Annotated in this window: 17 protein-coding genes; 10 read left to right on the plus strand and 7 right to left on the minus strand. The window is 64.1% G+C overall.

What is annotated here, in order from left to right:
• Positions 1–46: 46 nt before the first annotated feature.
• A complete protein-coding gene (gene benB / locus ABIB26_RS12695) occupies positions 47–583 on the minus strand; it encodes a benzoate 1,2-dioxygenase small subunit (RefSeq protein ID WP_354243470.1) in 537 nt (178 codons plus the stop codon).
• Between the two features lie 36 nt (positions 584–619).
• Positions 620–2,002, minus strand: coding sequence for a benzoate 1,2-dioxygenase large subunit (gene benA, locus ABIB26_RS12700; protein ID WP_354243472.1), 1,383 nt, complete (start codon positions 2,000–2,002; stop codon positions 620–622).
• A gap of 319 nt (positions 2,003–2,321) precedes the next feature.
• Here benA and catA point away from each other — a divergent pair, with 319 nt between their 5' ends.
• Together catA and ABIB26_RS12710 are read left to right on the plus strand one after the other, a co-directional pair.
• The gene (gene catA / locus ABIB26_RS12705; RefSeq protein ID WP_354243474.1) at positions 2,322–3,218 is read left to right on the plus strand and encodes a catechol 1,2-dioxygenase; all 897 of its coding nucleotides are present in this window, start codon (positions 2,322–2,324) and stop codon (positions 3,216–3,218) included.
• A 108-nt stretch (positions 3,219–3,326) separates the two neighbouring features.
• Positions 3,327–4,613 (plus strand): benzoate/H(+) symporter BenE family transporter, encoded by a 1,287-nt coding sequence (locus tag ABIB26_RS12710; RefSeq protein ID WP_354243477.1) that lies wholly within the window; start codon positions 3,327–3,329, stop codon positions 4,611–4,613.
• Positions 4,614–4,893: 280 nt separating this feature from the next.
• On the opposite strand, the gene ABIB26_RS12715 is transcribed toward ABIB26_RS12710, so the two are convergent.
• Genes ABIB26_RS12715 through ABIB26_RS12725 form a run of 3 tightly spaced genes read right to left on the minus strand, consistent with a single transcriptional unit; the run spans position 4,894 to position 6,412 of the window.
• Entirely contained in the window at positions 4,894–5,046 is a 153-nt protein-coding gene (locus tag ABIB26_RS12715; RefSeq protein WP_354243480.1) for a hypothetical protein, read from the minus strand.
• 24 nt (positions 5,047–5,070) lie between these two features.
• On the minus strand, positions 5,071–5,709 hold the full coding sequence (locus ABIB26_RS12720) for a DUF4352 domain-containing protein (protein ID WP_354243483.1): 639 nt from the start codon (positions 5,707–5,709) through the stop codon (positions 5,071–5,073).
• A gap of 46 nt (positions 5,710–5,755) precedes the next feature.
• A complete protein-coding gene (locus tag ABIB26_RS12725) occupies positions 5,756–6,412 on the minus strand; it encodes a PspA/IM30 family protein (RefSeq protein ID WP_354243485.1) in 657 nt (218 codons plus the stop codon).
• Between the two features lie 240 nt (positions 6,413–6,652).
• On the opposite strand from ABIB26_RS12725, the gene ABIB26_RS12730 reads away from it, so the two are divergent.
• The 5 genes from ABIB26_RS12730 (at position 6,653) to ABIB26_RS12750 (ending at position 16,042) form a co-directional block, all read left to right on the plus strand.
• Positions 6,653–8,716 carry a hypothetical protein gene (locus ABIB26_RS12730; protein WP_354243487.1) on the plus strand — a complete coding sequence of 688 codons (2,064 nt, stop codon included), beginning with the start codon at positions 6,653–6,655 and terminating at the stop codon, positions 8,714–8,716.
• A complete protein-coding gene (locus ABIB26_RS12735; RefSeq protein ID WP_354243490.1) occupies positions 8,716–10,344 on the plus strand; it encodes a class I SAM-dependent DNA methyltransferase in 1,629 nt (542 codons plus the stop codon). Before ABIB26_RS12730 ends, ABIB26_RS12735 begins: the two co-directional genes overlap by 1 nt.
• Complete coding sequence (locus ABIB26_RS12740) at positions 10,341–11,519, plus strand: restriction endonuclease subunit S (protein WP_354243493.1); 1,179 nt, start codon at positions 10,341–10,343, stop codon at positions 11,517–11,519. Before ABIB26_RS12735 ends, ABIB26_RS12740 begins: the two co-directional genes overlap by 4 nt.
• 216 nt (positions 11,520–11,735) lie before the next feature.
• Positions 11,736–12,824, plus strand: coding sequence for a PDDEXK nuclease domain-containing protein (locus tag ABIB26_RS12745; protein WP_354243496.1), 1,089 nt, complete (start codon positions 11,736–11,738; stop codon positions 12,822–12,824).
• Positions 12,821–16,042, plus strand: coding sequence for a type I restriction endonuclease subunit R (locus ABIB26_RS12750; protein ID WP_502913660.1), 3,222 nt, complete (start codon positions 12,821–12,823; stop codon positions 16,040–16,042). The genes ABIB26_RS12745 and ABIB26_RS12750 overlap by 4 nt, the downstream gene beginning before the upstream one ends.
• Positions 16,043–16,374: 332 nt before the next feature.
• Here ABIB26_RS12750 and ABIB26_RS12755 read toward each other — a convergent pair whose 3' ends face one another.
• Both ABIB26_RS12755 and ABIB26_RS12760 read right to left on the minus strand, forming a co-directional pair.
• Positions 16,375–16,635 (minus strand): type II toxin-antitoxin system RelE family toxin, encoded by a 261-nt coding sequence (locus tag ABIB26_RS12755; RefSeq protein WP_354243498.1) that lies wholly within the window; start codon positions 16,633–16,635, stop codon positions 16,375–16,377.
• A complete protein-coding gene (locus tag ABIB26_RS12760; RefSeq protein WP_354243501.1) occupies positions 16,632–16,880 on the minus strand; it encodes a type II toxin-antitoxin system Phd/YefM family antitoxin in 249 nt (82 codons plus the stop codon). Before ABIB26_RS12760 ends, ABIB26_RS12755 begins: the two co-directional genes overlap by 4 nt.
• A 527-nt stretch (positions 16,881–17,407) precedes the next feature.
• Between ABIB26_RS12760 and ABIB26_RS12765 the strand changes: the two genes are divergently transcribed.
• From ABIB26_RS12765 to ABIB26_RS12775, 3 genes are all read left to right on the plus strand, one after another.
• On the plus strand, positions 17,408–17,887 hold the full coding sequence (locus ABIB26_RS12765) for a DUF2087 domain-containing protein (RefSeq protein ID WP_354243504.1): 480 nt from the start codon (positions 17,408–17,410) through the stop codon (positions 17,885–17,887).
• A 636-nt stretch (positions 17,888–18,523) separates the two neighbouring features.
• Positions 18,524–19,030, plus strand: coding sequence for a hypothetical protein (locus ABIB26_RS12770; protein WP_354243506.1), 507 nt, complete (start codon positions 18,524–18,526; stop codon positions 19,028–19,030).
• Positions 19,031–19,160: 130 nt separating this feature from the next.
• Positions 19,161–19,535, plus strand: coding sequence for a hypothetical protein (locus ABIB26_RS12775; protein ID WP_354187900.1), 375 nt, complete (start codon positions 19,161–19,163; stop codon positions 19,533–19,535).
• Positions 19,536–19,653 lie beyond the last annotated feature (118 nt).

Here is a 19,653-nt window from a genome sequence, read left to right on the forward strand (position 1 = left end):
GGTCAACGCCGGCGCCCGGGAAGTGCCGGGCGTCGGCGCGCGGCCGTCAGATCATGTAGACGTCCACCACGTGGTGGATGTAGTCGTTCTTGAGGACGACCTTCTTTTTCAGGATTACCGGCTCGCCGCCGCCGAGGTCGATCGTGTAGAAGCTGGTCCCGAAGTACGTGTCCGTGGTGTTGTAGCGGAAGTACAGGGTGAACCAGTTGAAGCGCACCTTCACCTGGTCGCCGTCGTGCTCCATGATTTCGATGTCTGTGATGTTGTGCCCGGTGCGGGGCTCCGGGAGGGAGGTCGCTGAGGACCGGTCCGTCTTGATCCGGAAGACACGGTCCTCAATGCCGCCGCGGTTGTCGTAGTAGATGAGCGAGATCTCGTTCTGCGGATCCTCGGTCAGCCGGTCATCGACGTCCCATGCGGGCATCCAGAACTCGGAGTCGGGGTGGTAGCACTGAAGCCACTCATCAAACTGGCGATCATCCAGCAGGCGGGCCTCCTTGTAGAGGAAGGCACGGACGGTTTCGAGGGTGGCGATCTCCTCGGCGCTCGTGAGCGCCGCAGCTGGTCTGGTCAGGTTTGTCATGGGTTATGCACTCTCTCTGGTTCCACGTGGTCTGGGTCAGGCGGTGACTGGAACGGCATCCAGTGCGGAGCGCTCCTCCTCCGCCAGGGCCCGGTCCATGACTTCCTTCCAGTACCCGTGCTGAATGGGGTAGAGCCCCTCATCCTCGGTGCGCACCCCGGACGCGATGACCCTGGTCATGCCCAGCGCCTGGGCCTGTTCGTCGGGGCCGGCAATTTCATGGGTGGACCCGCGGGTCATGTCGTTCCATGGCGCCGAGGTGGCCCAGTAGGTCTTGTTGCAGGACCGGAACTCCTCGAGGTCGTCGGGGGTGGCCATGCCGGTGGCGTTGAAGAAGTCCTCGTACTGTCGGATGCGCTTGGACCGGTTCTCCTGCGATTCGCCCTTGGGTGCGATGCAGTAGATCGTCACCTCGGTCTGGTCCGCGGAGATGGGACGGAAGTGGCGGATCTGCGACGAGAACTGGTCCATGATGTAGACATTCGGGTACAGGCAGAGGTTTCGGGAGATGTTGATCATGAAGTTGGCCATCTCCTCGCCGTACTTTGCAACGAGCTCCTCGCGGCGGTCCCACAGCGGGCGGTCCTCCGGGTTGGTCCATTCCTGCCACAGCAGCAGGTGTCCGTGGTCGTAGGAATAGAAACCGCCCTTGACTTTGCCCCACTTGCCGGCGTCCATGGCCTTGGTCGTGTTGGCGGAGTCGCCGGCGCTGCGGCGGGCCGTAGTGGCGGCGTAGTTCCAGTGCACGGCGGTGACGTGGTAGCCGTCGGCGCCGTTCTCGGCCTGCACCTTCCAGTTGCCGTCGTAGGTGTACGTGGACGACCCACGCAGCACTTCGAGTCCCTCCGGGGACTGGTCCACGATGGAATCGATCACCTTGGTGGCGTTACCCAGGTGCTCTTCGAGGGGGAGCACGTCAGCCTTCAAGGAACCGAACAGGAAGCCACGGTAAGACTCGAAGCGGGCCACCTTGGTGAGGTCGTGGGAGCCCTCTTTGTTGAAGGTCTCCGGGTAGCCGGCGTTGCGGGAGTCTTTCACTTTCAACAGCTCGCCGGAGTTCTTGAACGTCCAGCCGTGGAACGGGCAGGTGAAAGTGGTGCGGTTATCCGTCTTGCGGCGGCACAGCATGGCGCCCCTGTGTGAGCAGGCGTTGACGAGGCAGTTGAGGTTTTCGTCCTTGTCGCGGGTGATCATCACGGGAGTGCGGCCGATGTTGGTGGTGAAGTAGTCCCCCACGTTGGGGATCTGGGATTCGTGGGCGAGATAAACCCAGTTGCCTTCGAAGATGTGTTTCATCTCCAGTTCGAAGATCTCTTCATCGGTGAAAATTTCCCGCTTGGCACGGATGACGCCGTTCTCACGGTCGTCGATCACGGCGTCGGCAAGGACCTCGCGGACATGGGCCAGGTTCTCGGTCATGGCGTGCTCCTTCATGGGAGAGTGCTGGACGGATGAGCGGGAGGTCCGGGCCAACCCGCGGTGCCCAGGGGGACGTTGTCACGTCAGTCTTCCCTACCGTGGCGGCTCTCACATCAGGCAAACACCTAGGTTCGGCCAAGGGTGTCTTTATGTCTGCTTCATGACAGAAAACAGGCTAAATCGATATTTGTAGCGTCCTTATTTGCAGCCTACGATGAGACGGACATCACGCGAGCTGCGTCGCGACAGGTTCAGATCCTGCCCCCACCGGTTCGCAACGGGTTCAGGAGCAGTTCCTGTCCCCTATTCAACGAGGAGTATGGACATCACCATGACCGAGACCCAAGCAGACACCCGCCAAGAGGACGAGGGCACTGCACTCGAAGCCGGCTCCAAGGCCACCGAACGCTTCGCCGCCTCTGGCAAGCTCTCCCGCCTTGATGTGCCGAAGGAAAGAGTGAGCCAGCTGGCCGGGGCACTCATCAAAGCCGCCAACGACATCGTCGTCGAGCACGAGGTCACCTACGAGGAATACAACGCACTCAAAGCGTGGCTCATCAAGGTGGGAACTGACGGGGAATGGCCGCTGTTCCTCGACGTGTGGCTGGAGCACTCCGTGGAAGACGTCAACTCCCAGGACCGCCCCGGCACCGTGGGCGCCATCGAAGGACCCTACTACGTGCCGGGCGCCCCGGTGCTCAATACCCCGGGCACCGTGGAAATGCGTGAGGACGAGGAGGGCACCCCGCTGCACTTCAGTGGCCGCTTCACCGATACGGACGGTAACCCCATCCAGAACGCCCAGGTGGAGATTTGGCATGCGGACAGCGCCGGGTTCTACTCCCAGTACGCGCCGGGCCTCCCCGACTGGCTCTTCCGCGCCACGGTCAAGGCAGACGACGACGGCCGCTTCGAAATCAACACAATGCGGCCGGCGCCGTACCAGATTCCCATGGACGGGGCTTGCGGGCAGCTGATCAGCACGGCGGGCTGGCACGCCTGGCGCCCGGCGCACGTCCACATCAAGGTTTCCGCGCCGGGCTTCCAGCCGGTAACCCAGCAGCTGTACTTCCCCGGCGACCCCCACAACGCGGACGACATCGCCTCGTCCGTCAAGACGGAACTGATGCTGGACCCCAAGCCGCGCACGGATGGTGGGGCCGGCGAAGAAGTGGTCTATGACTACGTCCTCGCCAAGGAAGGCCAGCACAAGTAAGAACCACCGCTGACAATCGGTGCCGGCGCCTCGGCCCGGCACCGCAGGTGCCCTGGAGTGCAAACTCCAGGGCGCCTGTATTTTTTGCCCCCGTTGCCAGGAGTCCGAATGCTGCCATCCCGTCAGGACCAACCCGCCATCCCCCATGAGGGAACTGTTGCGGCTCATTTACCCCAGCCCCTGCTGGAACGCCCGGGCGTTCGCGCCGCAGGCGTGCGCCAGGTCTTCCGTGACCTGGGCCTACCCTATGTTTCCAACGGGGTGATCGGCCTCATCTTCTCCGCCTCCGGCCCGATAGCCGTTACCCTGGCCGTCGGAGCGGCGGGGGGACTTACCGAAGCCCAACTCGCGTCCTGGGTATTTGGCATCCTTTTTTCGGGCGGGGCAGCCACTTTGGTTATGTCTCTCCTCTATCGACAGCCCCTGGGCTTCGCCTGGTCCATCCCCGGAACGGTACTCCTGGGCCCGTCCCTGCAGCACTTGTCCTTTCCGGAAGTGGTGGGAGCCTTCTTCACGTCCGGAATTCTTGTCCTCGCGCTTGGTGCCACCGGAGTGGTGCGGCGGATCATGGCAGTGGTTCCGATGCCGATTGTCATGGCCATGGTGGCCGCTGTATTCCTAAAGTTCGGCACGGACATCGTTGCCTCGACCCAAATGAACCCCCTGGTGACCGCCCCAATGGTGGTCGCATTCCTGGTCCTCACGGCCGTGCCCGCCCTTGGCAGGTTCCTTCCACCGGTGCTAGGCACCCTTGCGGTTGGATGCCTCGCCGTCGCGGCAACTGGCCAATTTTCCCTCCAGGAAGGCGGGCCGATTCTGGCCACCCCAATCTTCACCCTTCCCGAGTTCACCTGGGCTGCCCAGTTCGAACTGGTTGTTCCCCTGGCTCTCACGGTGTTGTTCGTTCAGAATGGCCAGGGCATCGCCGTCCTCCGTGCCGCCGGCCACAATCCGCCGGTCAACGTCTTCGCCATTGTTTCGGGCGCGTTTTCGTTGCTCAATGCCGGCTGCGGCGCTGTCTCAGCCTGCGTGACGGGTCCTACTAACGCCCTCATGACGTCTTCAGGAACCAGACAGCGCCAGTACACGGCTGCCGTGGTGTTCGGCGTCCTGGCCATCGCCTGCGCCCTCCTGGCTCCCACCCTCACCCGGTTTATGCTCGCCACGCCTAAGGAATTCATCCTTGCTCTGGGCGGCATTGCCATGCTGCGCGCTCTCCAGCAAGCCTTTGTGACCGCGTTCGCCACGACGTTCACCTTGGGGTCCTTAGTGACATTCGTGGTGACCATGTCTGGCATGAGCCTCTTCAACATTCACCCGGCGTTCTGGGGCCTGGTCATCGGCTACACGGTGTCCCGAGTGCTTGAGCGCGCGGACCATCATGCCAGATCCTAACCCGGGGTTTTCATGAGGCTGCCGCCCGCCGGAATTTTTCAAGTTGAACGGTACCAACGGGAGTTAGGCGGCTGACTGTTCGGTGGTTTCGTTGGGTTGGTTGATCCCCGCGGGTCCTGGGAGCGCAAGGACTTTGGAATCGGTGGTTTTGGTGAAGCGTTCGGGGTGTTTCGTGCGGGCTGCAGCGAGTATCGCCGAGCATTCTCTGTGCCGGAACGGCGTCAGCACCGCGCCCCTTAGCAAAAAGCCCTGCACCCCGAAGGGTGCAGGGCCGTCCTGTTTAGGCGTAGACGGTCTTTTCGACCTTCCACTGCGTCAGCCGCGGGTAGACACAGAACAGCCGACCGTGCAGGTAGGTGCTCGTGGCACGCCACCGTTCAACCAGAACGACGGTGAACGGGTAGCAGATCCCGATCGTGCAGATCGTGATCAAAACTCCGAGGATTTGGGTGAAGCCCTACCCCGGGATCTGGATCCGTGCGGCTTCCTGCATCAGCGGGGTGGAGATCATCACGGTCGAAGCCCCGGGCGCGATATCGAAAGCAATGAATCCCCGAGCCTTGTCACCCGGCAGAACGTCGCCGGAGCCAAGCTGGTTGTCCGCGAAGAGGCTCAGATCGGCTTTGCGCCCGTTGGAGTCCTTGGCCGAGAAGTAGAACGGGTTGGAACTGGTCTTCCCCGCCTCCGTTTCCCACAGGACATCCAGGAGAAGGTAGCTGCCGTTCTTAGGTGCTGTCGCGAAGGCCGTGGTGGTCACAGCGTCCGTTCGCACAGCAGAGACAATCGTGATCCGTGCGACGTCGCCGTTGCGCATCTTGACGCTGAACGGGGCGCCGACGGCGGGTCCGGCCGGTGCCGCCGGCGCAGCGGCCGGTACAGCAGTTGCCGAAGAGGCAGGTGCTGCTGCCGCAGGAGCCGAGGCCGCCCCAGGGCTCGCATCGCTGGCCTGCTTGGACCCGCCGGAGCAGGAGCCCAGGGCGATGCCGAGCACCAGGACACCAGCCGGGAGGAGGAAGCGCTTCTTCTTGAAGAACGGCCGGGGCTGAGGCGCTGCAATCGCAGCGGTCAAGGGCTGTTCGGAGTTCTCGTGTGACATGTGGTGCCTTTCTAAGGTGAATGAATCGTGCGTGCGCGTGTGGCTGCTACTGCTTTTCCCATTTGCCGCAGCGGCCGGACTTGAAGTCCTGCCCGCCGGACAGCGCAACTGAGGGCCGGCCCCCGCCGGGGATATCGTTATCGATGATGTTGCTGCCGTTGCTGCCGGTCGCGTAGATGCCCCAGTAGCAGGACGAGCCGACGTCCGCTGCCGCCCGGTAGGTGCCGGCCTCAATGTCCTTACCGACCGTCCAGGTGCCGTCGCCGATGGTGTTGGCCGCTTTGGTCTTCTCAGCGCCGGTCACCGCCTCTTCGCGGACCTTGACGGCGGCCTCGGCCGTCTTCACGGAAGCGTCGGCCTTGCCCACCTCGGTCTCCCTTGCGGCGACCTTGGCTTCGCGGGCCGCAATACCGTTCTGCAGCGTGTCGTACTTCGATTTCATCGACTCGTAGCTGGATTTGGCCGAGTCGCGCTCGGACTCCACGGACGCTTTCTCCCCCGCCAGCGCCGCGTAGGCGTCGCTGGACGTCGGGTCCGGCAACGTGGTGCCGACGCCCACCGCGCCGGCCAACAGCGCCAGAACAGACACGGCGGCGAAGATGCGCCGCTTTCGTCCCGGCTTGGCCGTGTCCCTGGGCTGAGACTCCTGCCCCACGTCCTTGATATGGGTCCCCGCGGCGGGGTTGGTGTCGGTGTTCAACATGTTCTCTTCCTCTGTTTTCACGGATTGCTGCTGAGCGGCGGCGGGATACCGGTCCCCCAATGCGTGGTTCCCCGCCGCCGTCGCAGCTCCGGAGGATTCCCTCGCAGCTGCAGAATCGAAGCTACGGCCGTCCGGCCTCAGCAGGACCAATGAACACTGATAACCCCCGTTATCAGCACCTCGGGAGAAAAGTTGCCCCACACCGTTAGGCTGGGGGTCGACGTCGTAAGGAGGCGGAAAATGAACGAAGCAGAAGCCCTGCGCATGACCCTTTCGGACGTCGCCGCCCTGGCACAGGTCCAGCGCCCCGTCGTTTCCATGTGGCGCAAGCGGAGCGCCGGCTCGGCGCTCCCGTTTCCGGGGCCGGCGACGCTGGAGGGCGGGCGGGAACTCTTCGACGCCGGCCACATCGCCGCCTGGCTGGCCGCCACGGGACGGGGCAACAACCCGGAGGCCCGCAACGACGTCGCCGCATTCGCCCGGGTGCCCGGCACCGCGGCCGGCAGCGCCCAGAGAAACACACTCGACGCCTTCACCGCCCTGCTGACGCTCAAGGCAATGACCGGCAACGCGCTGGGGCAGCTGAGCCCGGCTGAACTGCTGGACGTCGCGGACGAGTGCGATCCCGATGACCTGTTCCTGTATTCGGAACTGGAGGCCGCGGGCACGTCGCTTGCTTCCACGGCGGCGTTCGCGGACCGGCTGGTGGACAGTGCGTACAACGCGGCCGCCGCCTTCGAGCAATTGCTGGCCGCCCGGTTCCGGGCGGGGCTGCGGGAGCACTCAGATACCGCCCTCACCGAGTCTGCCGTGGGGCTGATTGCCGCCGCCGCGGTCGAACTGGCCGCGACGCTCGGCGGAAACTCCATGTTTGCCGACTCCACACGCGGCGGCAGCGACCTCCTGATGGGCGTCGTGCACGCTTCCGGCGAAAGTGCTCCCGTCACCTTTCTGACAGCGGACGACGACGGCGGTGCGTGCCGCCTGGTGCGTCGCCGCCTGCGCGTCCATGGCGTTGACGGCGGACAGATCCGAGTCGATGCCGGCGGCGAGTTTGCCGTCCGCGGAGCCGTGGTCCACGTGGCGCAGTATCCGTCCCCCGGCCAACCCGGCATGGACGCAGCCCAGATTCTCTCCGCGGTGGAGCACCTTGCCTTGCAGATGGACGATCAGCAGCGGGCCGTCATCATCGCGCCGGCACGGGTTCTCTGCGATCTGCCGCTCGCCGCCGCGGCTGCCGGCCTCCGATCCGGGCTGCTGCGCACCGGCCGGGTACGCGCCATCGTGCGGCTGCCGCAGGGCCTGCTGCGTTCCAAGCCACGCGAGGCGCAGGCACTGTGGGTGCTCGGACCGTCCTTCGCTGAGGTGCCCATTGCCGAGCGTTGGACCATGGTGGCTGACCTCAGCACGCGGGCCCTCGCAGAAGACGTCAGCCAGGACCTCATCAGCGATATGGTCGCGTCGATGGGTGACCGCGCCACCATCCGCGCGCACTCCTTCCGCTTCGCCCGGCTGGTTCAGACCCGCCACCTGCTGGCCAGCAGAAAGTCCTTGGTGGCAGCGCCTTCCCACAGTTCGGCTCCGAGTTCCAGCGGCGCGGAGGCCGCCCTTCGGGTGGAAGAACTTGTACGCATGCTGCAGACCGGCGGACCTCAACAATACGGCGACGTGTCAGTGCTCCCGGGAGGTCCGGACGCCAAGGCTCAGCCCGCCTCCGTCCAGGAACTCATCGCCGCCGGCAACCTCAACTACATCAAGGGGAACCGACTGGAGGACGCGGACCTGGCGCCACGAGGCGGGACCCGAGTCCTGGGCCCGGCGGAGCTGCTCCACCCGCACACCGCGCAGCCCAGGCACCTCAGCCTCCTGGACTTCGCCGCCAGCAATCCGTCCGGCCGGCTCACCGAGCCCGGCGACGTCGTCTTTTGCACCAGCCCGAGGCCCGCGGCGCTGGTGGACACGCAAGGCGGATCCGCCGTCGCGTTTCCGGCCCGCGTGCTGCGGATCGACGCGGGGGACCCCGGCGGACTGCTGGCCGACGTCGTCGTCGCCGACATTAACAGCCTCCCGGCGGCGGACAAATCCTGGCGTCAATGGCGCCTGCGCCGGACGCCGGATGCCCAGCGCAAGAAGCTGGGCGAAACGCTCGCCCGGCTGCAACACGAGCAGCAAGAAGCCCGCGAACGCCTCGGGCGGCTGGAAGAACTCGCTACCCTGATTACGGACGGCGTAGCGGGCGGAAGCCTCACCCTGACAGACCCGAGCAGTAAGCTCGCCGAACCACAGACCGAAGGAATTTCTTAATGCCCCCGAAGACCAAGGTGGACCTCGCCCCGTCCACCATGAAGGAACTCAAGGACACCCTCTGGAAGGCCGCGGACAAGCTGCGCGGTTCCATGGATGCCTCCCAGTACAAGGACGTGATCCTGGGCCTGGTGTTCCTGAAGTACGTCTCGGACGCTTTCGAGGAGCGCCGCGGGCAGATCCAGTCCGAGCTGGAGGCCGACGGGCTCAACGAGGAGCAGATCGCCCAGCTGATCGACGACGTGGACGAGTACACCGGCCGCGGCGTGTTCTGGGTCTCCGAACGGGCCCGCTGGACCTACCTGGCCGAGAACGCCAAGGGCCTCCCGGCGATGGACGGCGCCGGGCCCAAGCAGATCGGCCAGCTCATCGATGAAGCCATGGACCTCATCATGGCCGACAACAAGAGCCTTGCCGCCACGCTCCCCCGCATCTACAACAGGGACAACGTGGACCAGCGCCGCCTCGGCGAGCTGCTGGACCTGTTCAACTCCGCCCGCTTCACCGGCCAGGGTGCCAGCAAGGCCCGCGACCTGCTGGGCGAGGTGTACGAGTACTTCCTGGAGAAGTTCGCCAAGGCCGAAGGCAAGCGCGGCGGTGAGTTCTACACCCCCGCCGGCGTGGTCCGCGTCCTGGTGGAAGTCCTGGAACCCCACCGGGGGCGCGTCTACGACCCCTGCTGCGGCTCGGGCGGCATGTTCGTCCAGGCCGAGAAGTTCCTGGCAGCCCACAACATGGAGGGCTCGGACATCTCCGTCTACGGCCAGGAGCTCAACGAGCGCACCTGGCGGATGGCCAAGATGAACCTCGCCATCCACGGCCTCAACGCCAACCTCGCCTCCCGCTGGGGCGACACCTTCGCCCGGGACCAGCACCCCGAGCTGGGCGGGGCCAACGGCGCGGACTTCATCATGGCCAACCCGCCCTTCAACATCAAGGACTGGGCCCGCTCCGAGTCCGACCCCCGCTGGAAATACGGCGTGCCCCCGGCCGGCAACGCCAACTACGCCTGGATCCAGCACATCATCTCCAAACTGGCCCCCGGCGGCAGCGCCGGCGTGGTCATGGCCAACGGCTCCATGTCCTCCAACTCCGGCGGCGAAGGCGAGATCCGCGCCCAGCTCGTCGAAGTGGACCTGGTGTCCTGCATGGTGGCGCTGCCCACCCAGCTCTTCCGCAGCACCGGCATCCCCGTCTGCACCTGGTTCTTCGCCAAGGACAAGACCGCCGGTCCGCGCGGGGCGGTGGACCGCACCGGGCAGGTGCTGTTCATCGACGCCCGGAACCTGGGCTTCATGGTGGACCGCGCCGAGCGTGCCCTGTCCGATGACGACATCGCCAAGATCGCGAACACCTTCCACGCCTGGCGCGGGACGTCTTCGGCCGTTGAGGCGGGCCTGACATACGACGACGAAGCCGGCTTCTGCTATTCGGCCAGCCTCGCGGAGGTCAAGGCCGCTGACTACGCGCTGACGCCCGGACGGTACGTCGGGGCGGCAGATGTTGAGGATGACGGCGAGCCGATCGAGGAAAAGATCGCGCGGCTGTCCAAGGAGCTGTTTGACCAGTTCGAGGCGTCCGAAAGGTTGGCTGGGGTTGTGCGCGAGCAGTTGGGGCGGGTTTCGTGACCTGGCAGCCACTGGTTCTCGGGGATTCGCTAGAGTTCCTCATCGACAACCGAGGAAAGAACCCCGAGTTCAGCGAACATGGCATTCCAGCCATTTCGGGCATGTCCGTGGGCAATGGAGTGCTTGATCTCTCGGCGGCCCGCCGGGTGTCGCCAGACGTGTGGAAGAAGTGGATGCCTCACAAGACGCGCAAGCACGACGTGGTCCTCACGAGCGAGGCACCGCTCGGCCGTGTCGCGTTGGTCGATTCGGATGAACCGCTGACTCTGGCGCAACGCGTTTTCGGGCTCCGGGGCTTGGCTGGCGTTCTAGACAGTCGCTTCCTCTTCTATTCGTTCCAGACAACTCAAGTGCAGTCTGACCTTCAAGGCCGGGCTACAGGCACGACGGTTCTCGGTATTCGTCAGCCAGCCTTGCTGAAAGTGCAAATTCCCGCCCCAAGTTACGAGGAACAATGTGCGATAGCGGTGGTGCTGGGAGCGCTCGACGACAAGATCGCCGCCAACACCAAACTTGCGGAAACGATTGACGACTTCCTCGGCGTCAGGTTTCTGCACCTGCAACAGGAAGACGATGAATTTGTTCGGCTGGGCGACATAGCGGATGTCAATTCCACGACGGTAAGACCGACGCTTGGTGGGCAACTCCGCTACATTGACATCGCATCGGTCAGTGTGGGGTCATACGAATTTCCAGAAGCCAGGGCGTGGGACGAAGCTCCGTCGCGAGCTCGCCGAGCAGTTCGACGAGGCGACAGTCTCTGGTCGACTGTCCGGCCCAATCGCAGGTCGCATGCTCTCAACCTTTCCAGCGACCCGTTGCTCGTGGGTTCCACGGGTCTCGCAGTGATGACGCCCAGAGCGGTTGGGTGGGCCTATCTGTACGAAGTGACTAGGAGGCCCGAGTTCACGGCCTATCTTGAATCTGTCGCTGAAGGCAGTGCCTACCCCGCTGTTCGCGCGGATAAATTCGAGGATGCGCCTGTACCTCTGCTCTCAGAAGAGAGCCGTCAACTGTTTGAATCCCTGGCTGAACCGTTGCGGGAATCGGCGCACAGTCTTTCCGAAGAAAATCGTAATCTCGCCGCCACCCGCGACGCCCTCCTCCCCCAGCTCATGTCGGGCAAGCTGCGGGTCAGGGACGCCGAATCCGAGTTGGCCAAGGCCGGCGTATGACGGCGAGTAGCGCCAACGCAATTGTGCAACCCGTTGCACAATTGCTGCCGAAGAATCGGGAAATGTTGCAAGCGCCGCTTGCTGCACTCATTGGACTGCCGTGGTCCGCCCCAATGTCGTACCCCTTTGGCAACTTCGAGATAGCCAGACCGAAGACCGCGAAGGGGACCTGTCATGTCAACGCCAAGTAAACCGAACCCCACAGAATCCAACAAGATGGGCATCGGACCCGGCACGCGTAAACATGCCGGCGGGGCGTCCTTCCCCGGGACACCTTCGACGTCCACAATGCCCGAGTGGTATCCGGATCTCCTGGCCTCCGTAACCCAGCGAATTGCCAGCGGACGCCTCAAAGCCGTTCATGCCATGAATCGCGAGTTGACAGCCACAAGCTGGGCCATAGGCAATGATCTGCGCGAACGCGAGACCTCCGAAGGTTGGGGTGCGAAAGTTGTACTGCGACTCTCTGCGGACATTTCACATAAGTTCCCCGGGGCTCGCGGGTTTTCGCCCCGCAACCTCCGGTACATGAAATCATTCGCCGAAGCATGGCCCGATCCGGCAATGTTGCAACGCGTTGCAACATTGCCGTGGCGACATCAGATCGCTTTGCTCGAAAAGCTCAGCGATCCCGAAAACCGCCTCTGGTACGCAGCCGCCGCCGTCGAAAATGGATGGTCCCGTGCGGTATTGGTCCACCACATCGAGACGAAACTCCAGGAACGCAGTGGCAAGGCGATCACCAACTTCTCGGCGACCCTGCCGCCGGCGGACTCCGACCTTGCCCAGCAGATGACCAAGGATCCGTACGTCTTCGACTTCGTCGCAATGACGGACCGGCGCAACGAACGCGAGCTCGAAACGCAGTTGGTTCAGCACATCGAGAAGTTCCTGCTGGAGTTGGGACAGGGCTTCGCCTTTGTCGGCGAGCAGGTCCGGCTGGAGATCAACGGAGACGAGTTTTTTGCGGACCTGCTCTTCTACCACCTCAAACTCCGCTGCTACCTGGTTATCGAGCTGAAGGCCGTCAAGTTCGAACCGGGCTTCCTCAGCCAACTGGGCATGTACATGGCCGCCGTAGACGATCTGCTGGCCCATACCGATGACAAGCCGACCATCGGCCTGCTGCTTTGCAAGTCCAAAAACAACCTGGTGGCAGAGTACGCGCTGCGCACCACGTCGATGCCCATCGGCGTCTCCGAGTGGAAGGCCGAGATTGTGGAGTCGCTCCCCGAGGAGTTCGCCTCCAGCCTTCCCAGCATCAGCGAACTCGAAGCCGAACTTTCGGGCGATATTTCAGAATGAGATCCGGTCAACCAGGGGGAATCACCGTGACAGCACCCGCAGTAACCTTTTCCGAAGCCCGTTGGGAAGGCATGTCCCTGGAATTCCTGGCCGAGCCGCTCTTGTGGCGGCCGCTGGCCGGCCAGGACATCGCGCCGGGCCGGGGCGAGCGGGATTCCTGGGACGAACTGCTGATCCGGCCCCGGCTGCTCGCGGCCCTGCAGCGGTTCAACCCGACGGTTCCGGCCCAGTACCTGCAGCAGGCCCTCGCCGAAATCGCCGCACCCAAGTCCAACGACGCCATCACCGAGAACCACCGCATCCACAACTACCTCGTGGACGGCTACCGGCTCAGCTACATCGACTCGGACGGCAACGAGGCCAACCCCACCATCCACCTGCTCAGCGCGGAGCCGCACCAGAACGACTGGCTCGCCGTCAACCAGGTCACGCTGGTGCAGGGCGACTACAAACGCCGCTTCGACGTCGTGCTCTACTGCAACGGCATGCCCGTCAGCGTCATCGAACTCAAGAAGGCCGGCAGCGCCACGGCCGACGTCGCCTCCGCGCACGCCCAGCTGCAGACCTACCTGCGCGAGTTCCCCACGGCGTTCCGCTTCTGCGTCTTCACGCTCGCCTCGGACGGGATCCAGGCCAAGTACGGCACGCCGTTCACTCCCCTCAACCACTTCTCACCGTGGAACGTCGACGACGACGGCGTGCCCGTCGCACCCGGGTACATGGAAGACGGCGAAGCCGTGACCGCTCTGGAGACCGCACTCCAGGGTCTCTACAACCAGGAGCGCTTCCTGCAACTGGTCCGAAATTTCACGGCCTTTGACGGGGGCTCGGACGGGCTGAGCAAGCGCATCGCGAAGCCGCACCAGTATTTCGCCGTGACCAAAGCCGTGGGCAGCACGGTGCAGGCGGTGGAAAGTAACGGCAAGGCCGGCGTCGTCTGGCACACCCAGGGCTCCGGCAAGTCCATGGAGATGGAGCTCTATGCCAACCTCGTGGCACGGCACCCCAAGCTCAAGAACCCAACCGTCGTCGTCATCACTGACCGCAACGAACTCGACGGCCAGCTGTTCGAGGGCTTCGACCGCAGCCTGCTGCTTGCCGAGTCCCCCAAGCAGATCAAAAAACGCTCCGAACTCCGGGACGAACTGAGCAACCGCACCACCGGCGGCATCTACTTCACCACCCTGCAGAAGTTCGGCCGCAGCAAGTCGGAGAAGGACGCCGGCGCCGAGCACCCGCTGCTGTCCGACCGGCGCAACATCATCGTGGTGGTGGACGAAGCGCACCGCTCGCACTACGACGACCTCGACGGCTACGCGCGGCATCTCCGCGACGCCCTGCCGCACGCCACACTGATCGCGTTCACCGGGACGCCGATCTCCTTCGACGACCGGAACACGCGGGACGTGTTCGGCGACTACATCGATATCTACGATCTCTCCCGGGCGGTGGAGGACGGCGCCACGGTCCCGGTGTACTTCGAGCCGCGCCTGATCAAAGTGGGGCTGGCCGCTGACGTCACAGAGGAGATCCTTGATCAGGCGGCCGACGAGGCCACGCTGGGGCTGGACGATACCGAGCGGGCGCGCATCGAGGCGAGCGTCGCCGTCGTGAACGCCGTCTACGGTGCGCCGCAGCGGATCGCGGCGCTGGCCGCCAACCTGGTGGCGCACTGGGAGAACCGCAGCGCCCGGATGGGCAAGTTCATCGAGGCGCCGGGCAAGGCGATGATCGTGGGCGGGACGCGGGAAATCTGCGCGAAGCTGTACACGGCGATCGTGGAGCTGCGGCCGGAATGGCATTCCGACGACCTGGGGAAGGGCAAGATCAAGGTGGTCTACTCCGGCACCGCGTCCGACGTGCCGCCGGTCTCCGATCACGTGCGCCGTGACTCGTTGAACGCCGTGGTGAAGGAACGGCTCAAGGACGTCGACGACGAGCTGGAACTGGTGATCGTGAAGGACATGATGCTCACCGGCTACGACTCCCCTCCGCTGCACACGCTGTACCTGGACCGGCCGCTCAAGGGCGCCCTGCTGATGCAGACCCTGGCGCGCGTGAACCGGACCTTCCGTGGCAAGAAGGACGGGCTGCTGGTGGCGTACGCGCCGCTGGCGGAGAACCTGGCCAAGGCGCTGGGCGAATACACGCAGTCGGACCGGGCGAACAAGCCGGTGGGCAAGAACATCGACGAGGCCGCTGCTGCCGCGCGTGACCTGGTGGAAGTCCTGCGGGGGCTGCTCGCCGGCTACGACTGGAGGGACGTGTTGATGAAGGGCGGCCCTAAGGCGTTTGTCAGCGCGGCGACGGGCGCGGCCAACTACCTGCGCAGCCCGGAGACACCGGGTAACCAGCCGGTCCCCGGCGAGGGGACGCTGGCTTCGAAGTACCGGCGGTATTCCAGCCAGCTTTCCCGGGCGTGGGCGCTCTGCTCTGGGTCCGAGACCATGGCGGAGCTGCGGCCGGAGATCCAGGTCTACGAAGAGACCCGGGTGTACATGGCCAAGTTCGACGCCGCCGACCGGCAGGCCAGCGGCGAGCCGGTGCCGGAAGAGATCCAGAGGCTGCTGGGCGATCTGATTGCTTCGGCAACATCCTCCGGCGAAGTCCTGGATATCTACGAGGCGGCCGGCATGCCCAAACCTTCGTTGGACGACCTGACACCGGAGTTCATCGCCAAGACCCAGCAGGCCCGCAACCCGCAGCTGGCCATCGAGGCCCTGCGAAAACTGATTGCCGACGAGTCGGCCGCAACGACGCGGAACAATGTGATCCGCCAGCGCGCGTTTTCCGAGCGCATCACCGAGCTGATGCAAAAATACACCAACCAGCAGCTGACGTCGGCAGAGGTCATTGCGGAGTTGGTGGAGCTGGCCCGTGAAGTGGCCGCCGAAGGCACCCGCGGAGCCCAGTTCACTCCCCCGCTGAACTCCGATGAGTTGGCGTTCTACGATGCGGTGGCCCAGAACGAGTCTGCGGTGGAGGTCCAGGGCGAAGGCGTCCTGGCCGATATTGCCCGGGAGTTGGTGTCCGTTATGCGGCGGGACGTCCGGACCGACTGGACCGTGCGCGATGATGTGCGGGCCAAACTGCGATCCTCGATCAAGCGGCTCTTGGTCCGCTTCGGCTACCCACCGGACAAACAGCCCGAGGCGATCAAGTTGGTCATGGAGCAGATGGAATCCATGGCACCGCGGTTCGCAGAGGCACGGGGATAACACAAAGGAATGCTCCGCCGACGCCGGACCCCGCACCTCAACTCAACTCAAGGCTAAGCCGCGCAAGGTAGCAAGGGTCGGAGCGGCCAACGCCGCCCGCATCGTTCTAGGACTGTGTTGGACTTGCTGCTTGCTCTGACGTGGATGGGAAGCAATCCCACTGGGAAACGAAGCCGGCAGTCCTTCCGATTGGAAGTCCCGGCTCAGAGCAGCCGCCGTAAAGAACGAACTCAATAATGGCGATACAAACGGCGACCCCCAGCAGTCGACCTCGGAGTTGCAGGCGAGCTAGTCATCCGCGGTGCGGAGGGTGCACGCAGGCGCCGCGCTGCTTATTTGCTGTAGACGTCGCGGCGATGGCCAAGGGTCACCACGACCACCAGCAGGACATCGTCGTGGATTGTATAAATGATCCAATAGTCGCCAACACGCACCCGAAAGCCCGGACGGCCACGCAAGGCGATGGCCTTGGGTGGCCTGGGATCGGATCCAAGGAGTGCGATAGCGCCTTGGATCCGATCGCGGTCGCTCGGGTGGACCTGTTTGAGGGCCCGAATTGCCGCAGGACGGACCTCAATCCGGTAGGTGGTCATGCCCAGCCAAGATCGGCTTTCACTTGGGCCCAGGGGATGTTTCCGCCCTCTTCGGCCATAGCCGCGTCGAACGCTGCGATGTCTTCGACTTCTTCCAGGGCATCGAGCATCTGCTCGTAGCGCTCCGGTGATACCAGAACGGCTGCCCGGCGCCCCCGGCGCTCAATGAATACCGGCTCGGATTCAGCCATGCTGAGGAGCTCGGGCAGATGAGCTCGCGCATCCGTGATGTTGATGGTCGACATTCGTTAAACGTACACCTAAGTGCACAAAGTGTACATGGGAGCCTTCGTGGAATAAAGAAGTGCCCGGAACCTCAACAGATGCCGGGAACTTCTTCGGCCGCAGCCGCCGTCCTTCATAAGTTATTCAGAAGCTGTGAGATGTAGATCTATTTGGAAGACCTTCCAACAGTTGACCGGGTAGAAATCTGCGACCAGCCGTCAAGCGAACTGGATCATGGTGGCCCGACTAATTGGAAGTTTGTGTCACCACTCCGTCGACCCGATCAGCAAGGGGCCGCGCTTAGCCGGACAGAGCCTAGTTCTCCTCTCGTTTGTGACCAAACGTCACCTCAACACCGCCAAGGCAACCTCAAGGTCCAGGCCGCCGGCCTGCCGCCCGCAGACCCTGTCCGTCACACCCGCGCAGGACTACGATTTTGCCTGTTGACCAAGCACACGGTGACCAGCACAGACGGGGGCAGACGCAGAGTGAGGAAAACGCTGTGACCGGAGGGACGAGGCTGAGCGGACCGCACTGGCGGCGAGTGGTGGCAGCCCTCGCCAACAACGACGCGCGGACCGCCTACGCGCAAATCGTGCTGGGCGCCAAGCCCCCCGACGTGGTTGCTGATCTGAATGACCAACGGCGAAACCGGGCCATCGCCGCTCTGCTTGAGTCAGGGCTCGTCGAACGGAATGCTGCCAACGAACTGGAGGCGTCTGAGTCGATCTTCCGCGACCTGCTCACGCAGCAACCCCGCCGACAGGCGCAGACCGGATTGGCTCGCTTCATGCGCCTGGGCAGGATCGAGAGGTATCCAGCCAACATGGCGGAACGGCGGGAGCTCCTGGCCTGGATTGTCAGCGAAGCCATCGAGCCGGGCGAACACCTAACGGAAAAGCAGGTAAATCAACGGCTCCTCAGTTATACCGATGATGTCATTATGCTGCGCCGCTACATGATCGACTTCGGACTATTGGAACGGACGCCCTCCGGCTCCTCCTACTCGCGGCACGACGAACCATAGGCTTCGAACTTGGCGTTCTCATAGCGTCAAAACCTGTCCGAGCGCAACAGCTTGGAAGAAGGTTGTATCCGGGCCCACGACGATGCACCGATCCCGTATGCTTCCACGCCCTGACCTACCCGCGCTGAACGACGATTCAGCCCCGGCGACCCGACCTCGCCAGCCTCCCCGCCTGTCGGGAAGACCGAGATTACTACCGCCGTCTCCGAGCCGCGCGGGAGTCCTGCGCCAACTGCTGTCGAGTCAGCAAGCGCCACATTCCCGGACCCACTGGCCGCCGAAGGTCACCGGCCGCGGGAGTGTCTAACGGTGGATCCAGAGTGGCCTGACACGCCGGCCGGTGCCTGGCAGGAAGGACTGATCGTGAGCGGAACCATGGATCCCATGACGACTGAAGTGGATCAGCAGGAGTTGGCGGGCCGGGGACGGCGGCGAAGACTGGCAGGCGTCCATCGCGAAAGCGTCCGGCACAATATGGGGGGCCTGGATGACTGAAGCCTCAACATTCGCCAAGGTTCTGCCAAGCATCGGCGCTTCCGGTTGAACAGCGCTCTGCTTCCACTTTAGGCTGACGGCAACCGGCGAGCCGGATCCCCGCCCGCACTGCCCGGGCCACACATGATTGGAGCATTACGCATGTCGATTGCAAAGAAGCTGGGCGCTGTCGTCCTGACCGCCGCCGTTCTCACCGGAGCAGGTGCCGGTGTGGCCAACGCGGCCCCGACCAAGTCCGCACACTCGGTCTCCGCGAAGGCGTCCGCAAAGGCCATCGAGGCGATGGCCAAGGCGGAGTTGAAGAAGCAGGCGGCCGCCGCGAAGCTTGCCGCGGTGAAGGCCAAGGTCACCGCCCTGAAGGCTGCCGCCGAGGCGAAGAAGGCTGCCACCGTTGCGGATGCCGCGCAGAAGCGCGCCGCCCAGGAGGCCAAGAAGATCACCAAGAAGGCCACCCAGGCGCAGAAGCGTGAAACCGCAGCAGCGAAGTCGGCAGCCGCAAAGGCAGCCGCTGACGCGAAGGCTGCAGAGGAAGCCGCCGCCGAAGCTGCGGAGGCCGCCGCCGAGGCTGACGCGGAAGCTGCCGAAAAGGCGGCAGAAGCCGCGGCAGAGACCTCTGTCGAGCCGGTGGAGGAGTCCGCCGACGCCTGATTCGTACACCACTGGTAACACCCCCTTCCGATGCACCGGCCGCCAGCAGGTGGCCTTCGGGAAGGGGGTGTTGCCGTGTCCCGACACTTTCGCCGCATCGCCACACACAGCGATTTGGAAGACCTTCCACGTGGCAGCACAGCAACTCCTGGGCTTGACCCTGCAGGAGCGTCGAGTAGGGGCCAGTACGTGGCACGAGTGGTTCTCCGGGCTCGAACTCGCGTCGCCGGGCGAGTGGCAAGAGATCGCAGCCTGGCTGGTGGAAACTGGACACCTCGATTCCGACCAAGGGATGCTCTTCATGGGGCCCGAAGCTGAGCGAAAGTACGGCGGCATCCACTACCGGGACCTCATGGCCGTTTTCACTGCGGACCCACAGGTAGCAATACTGCACGGTCGCGAGGAAATCGGCTCCGTTGACCCAATGGTGCTCCAGCGCAAAGTTGACGGTCCGCGGCTTCTTCCGCTCGGACGCATGGCCTGGCAGGTGAACTACGTCGATTGAAAGCGCCACCGCGCCTACCTTGAACCGTCTGCAAAGTCCGCCGACTCCAAATGGTCAAGCATGCCGCAGCCCGCGTCCTATGCCCTGAGCGATGCAACGCGGCGGGTGCTGCTCGGGG

This window comes from Arthrobacter sp. UYEF20 (assembly GCF_040546335.1).
Lineage (GTDB): Bacteria > Actinomycetota > Actinomycetes > Actinomycetales > Micrococcaceae > Arthrobacter.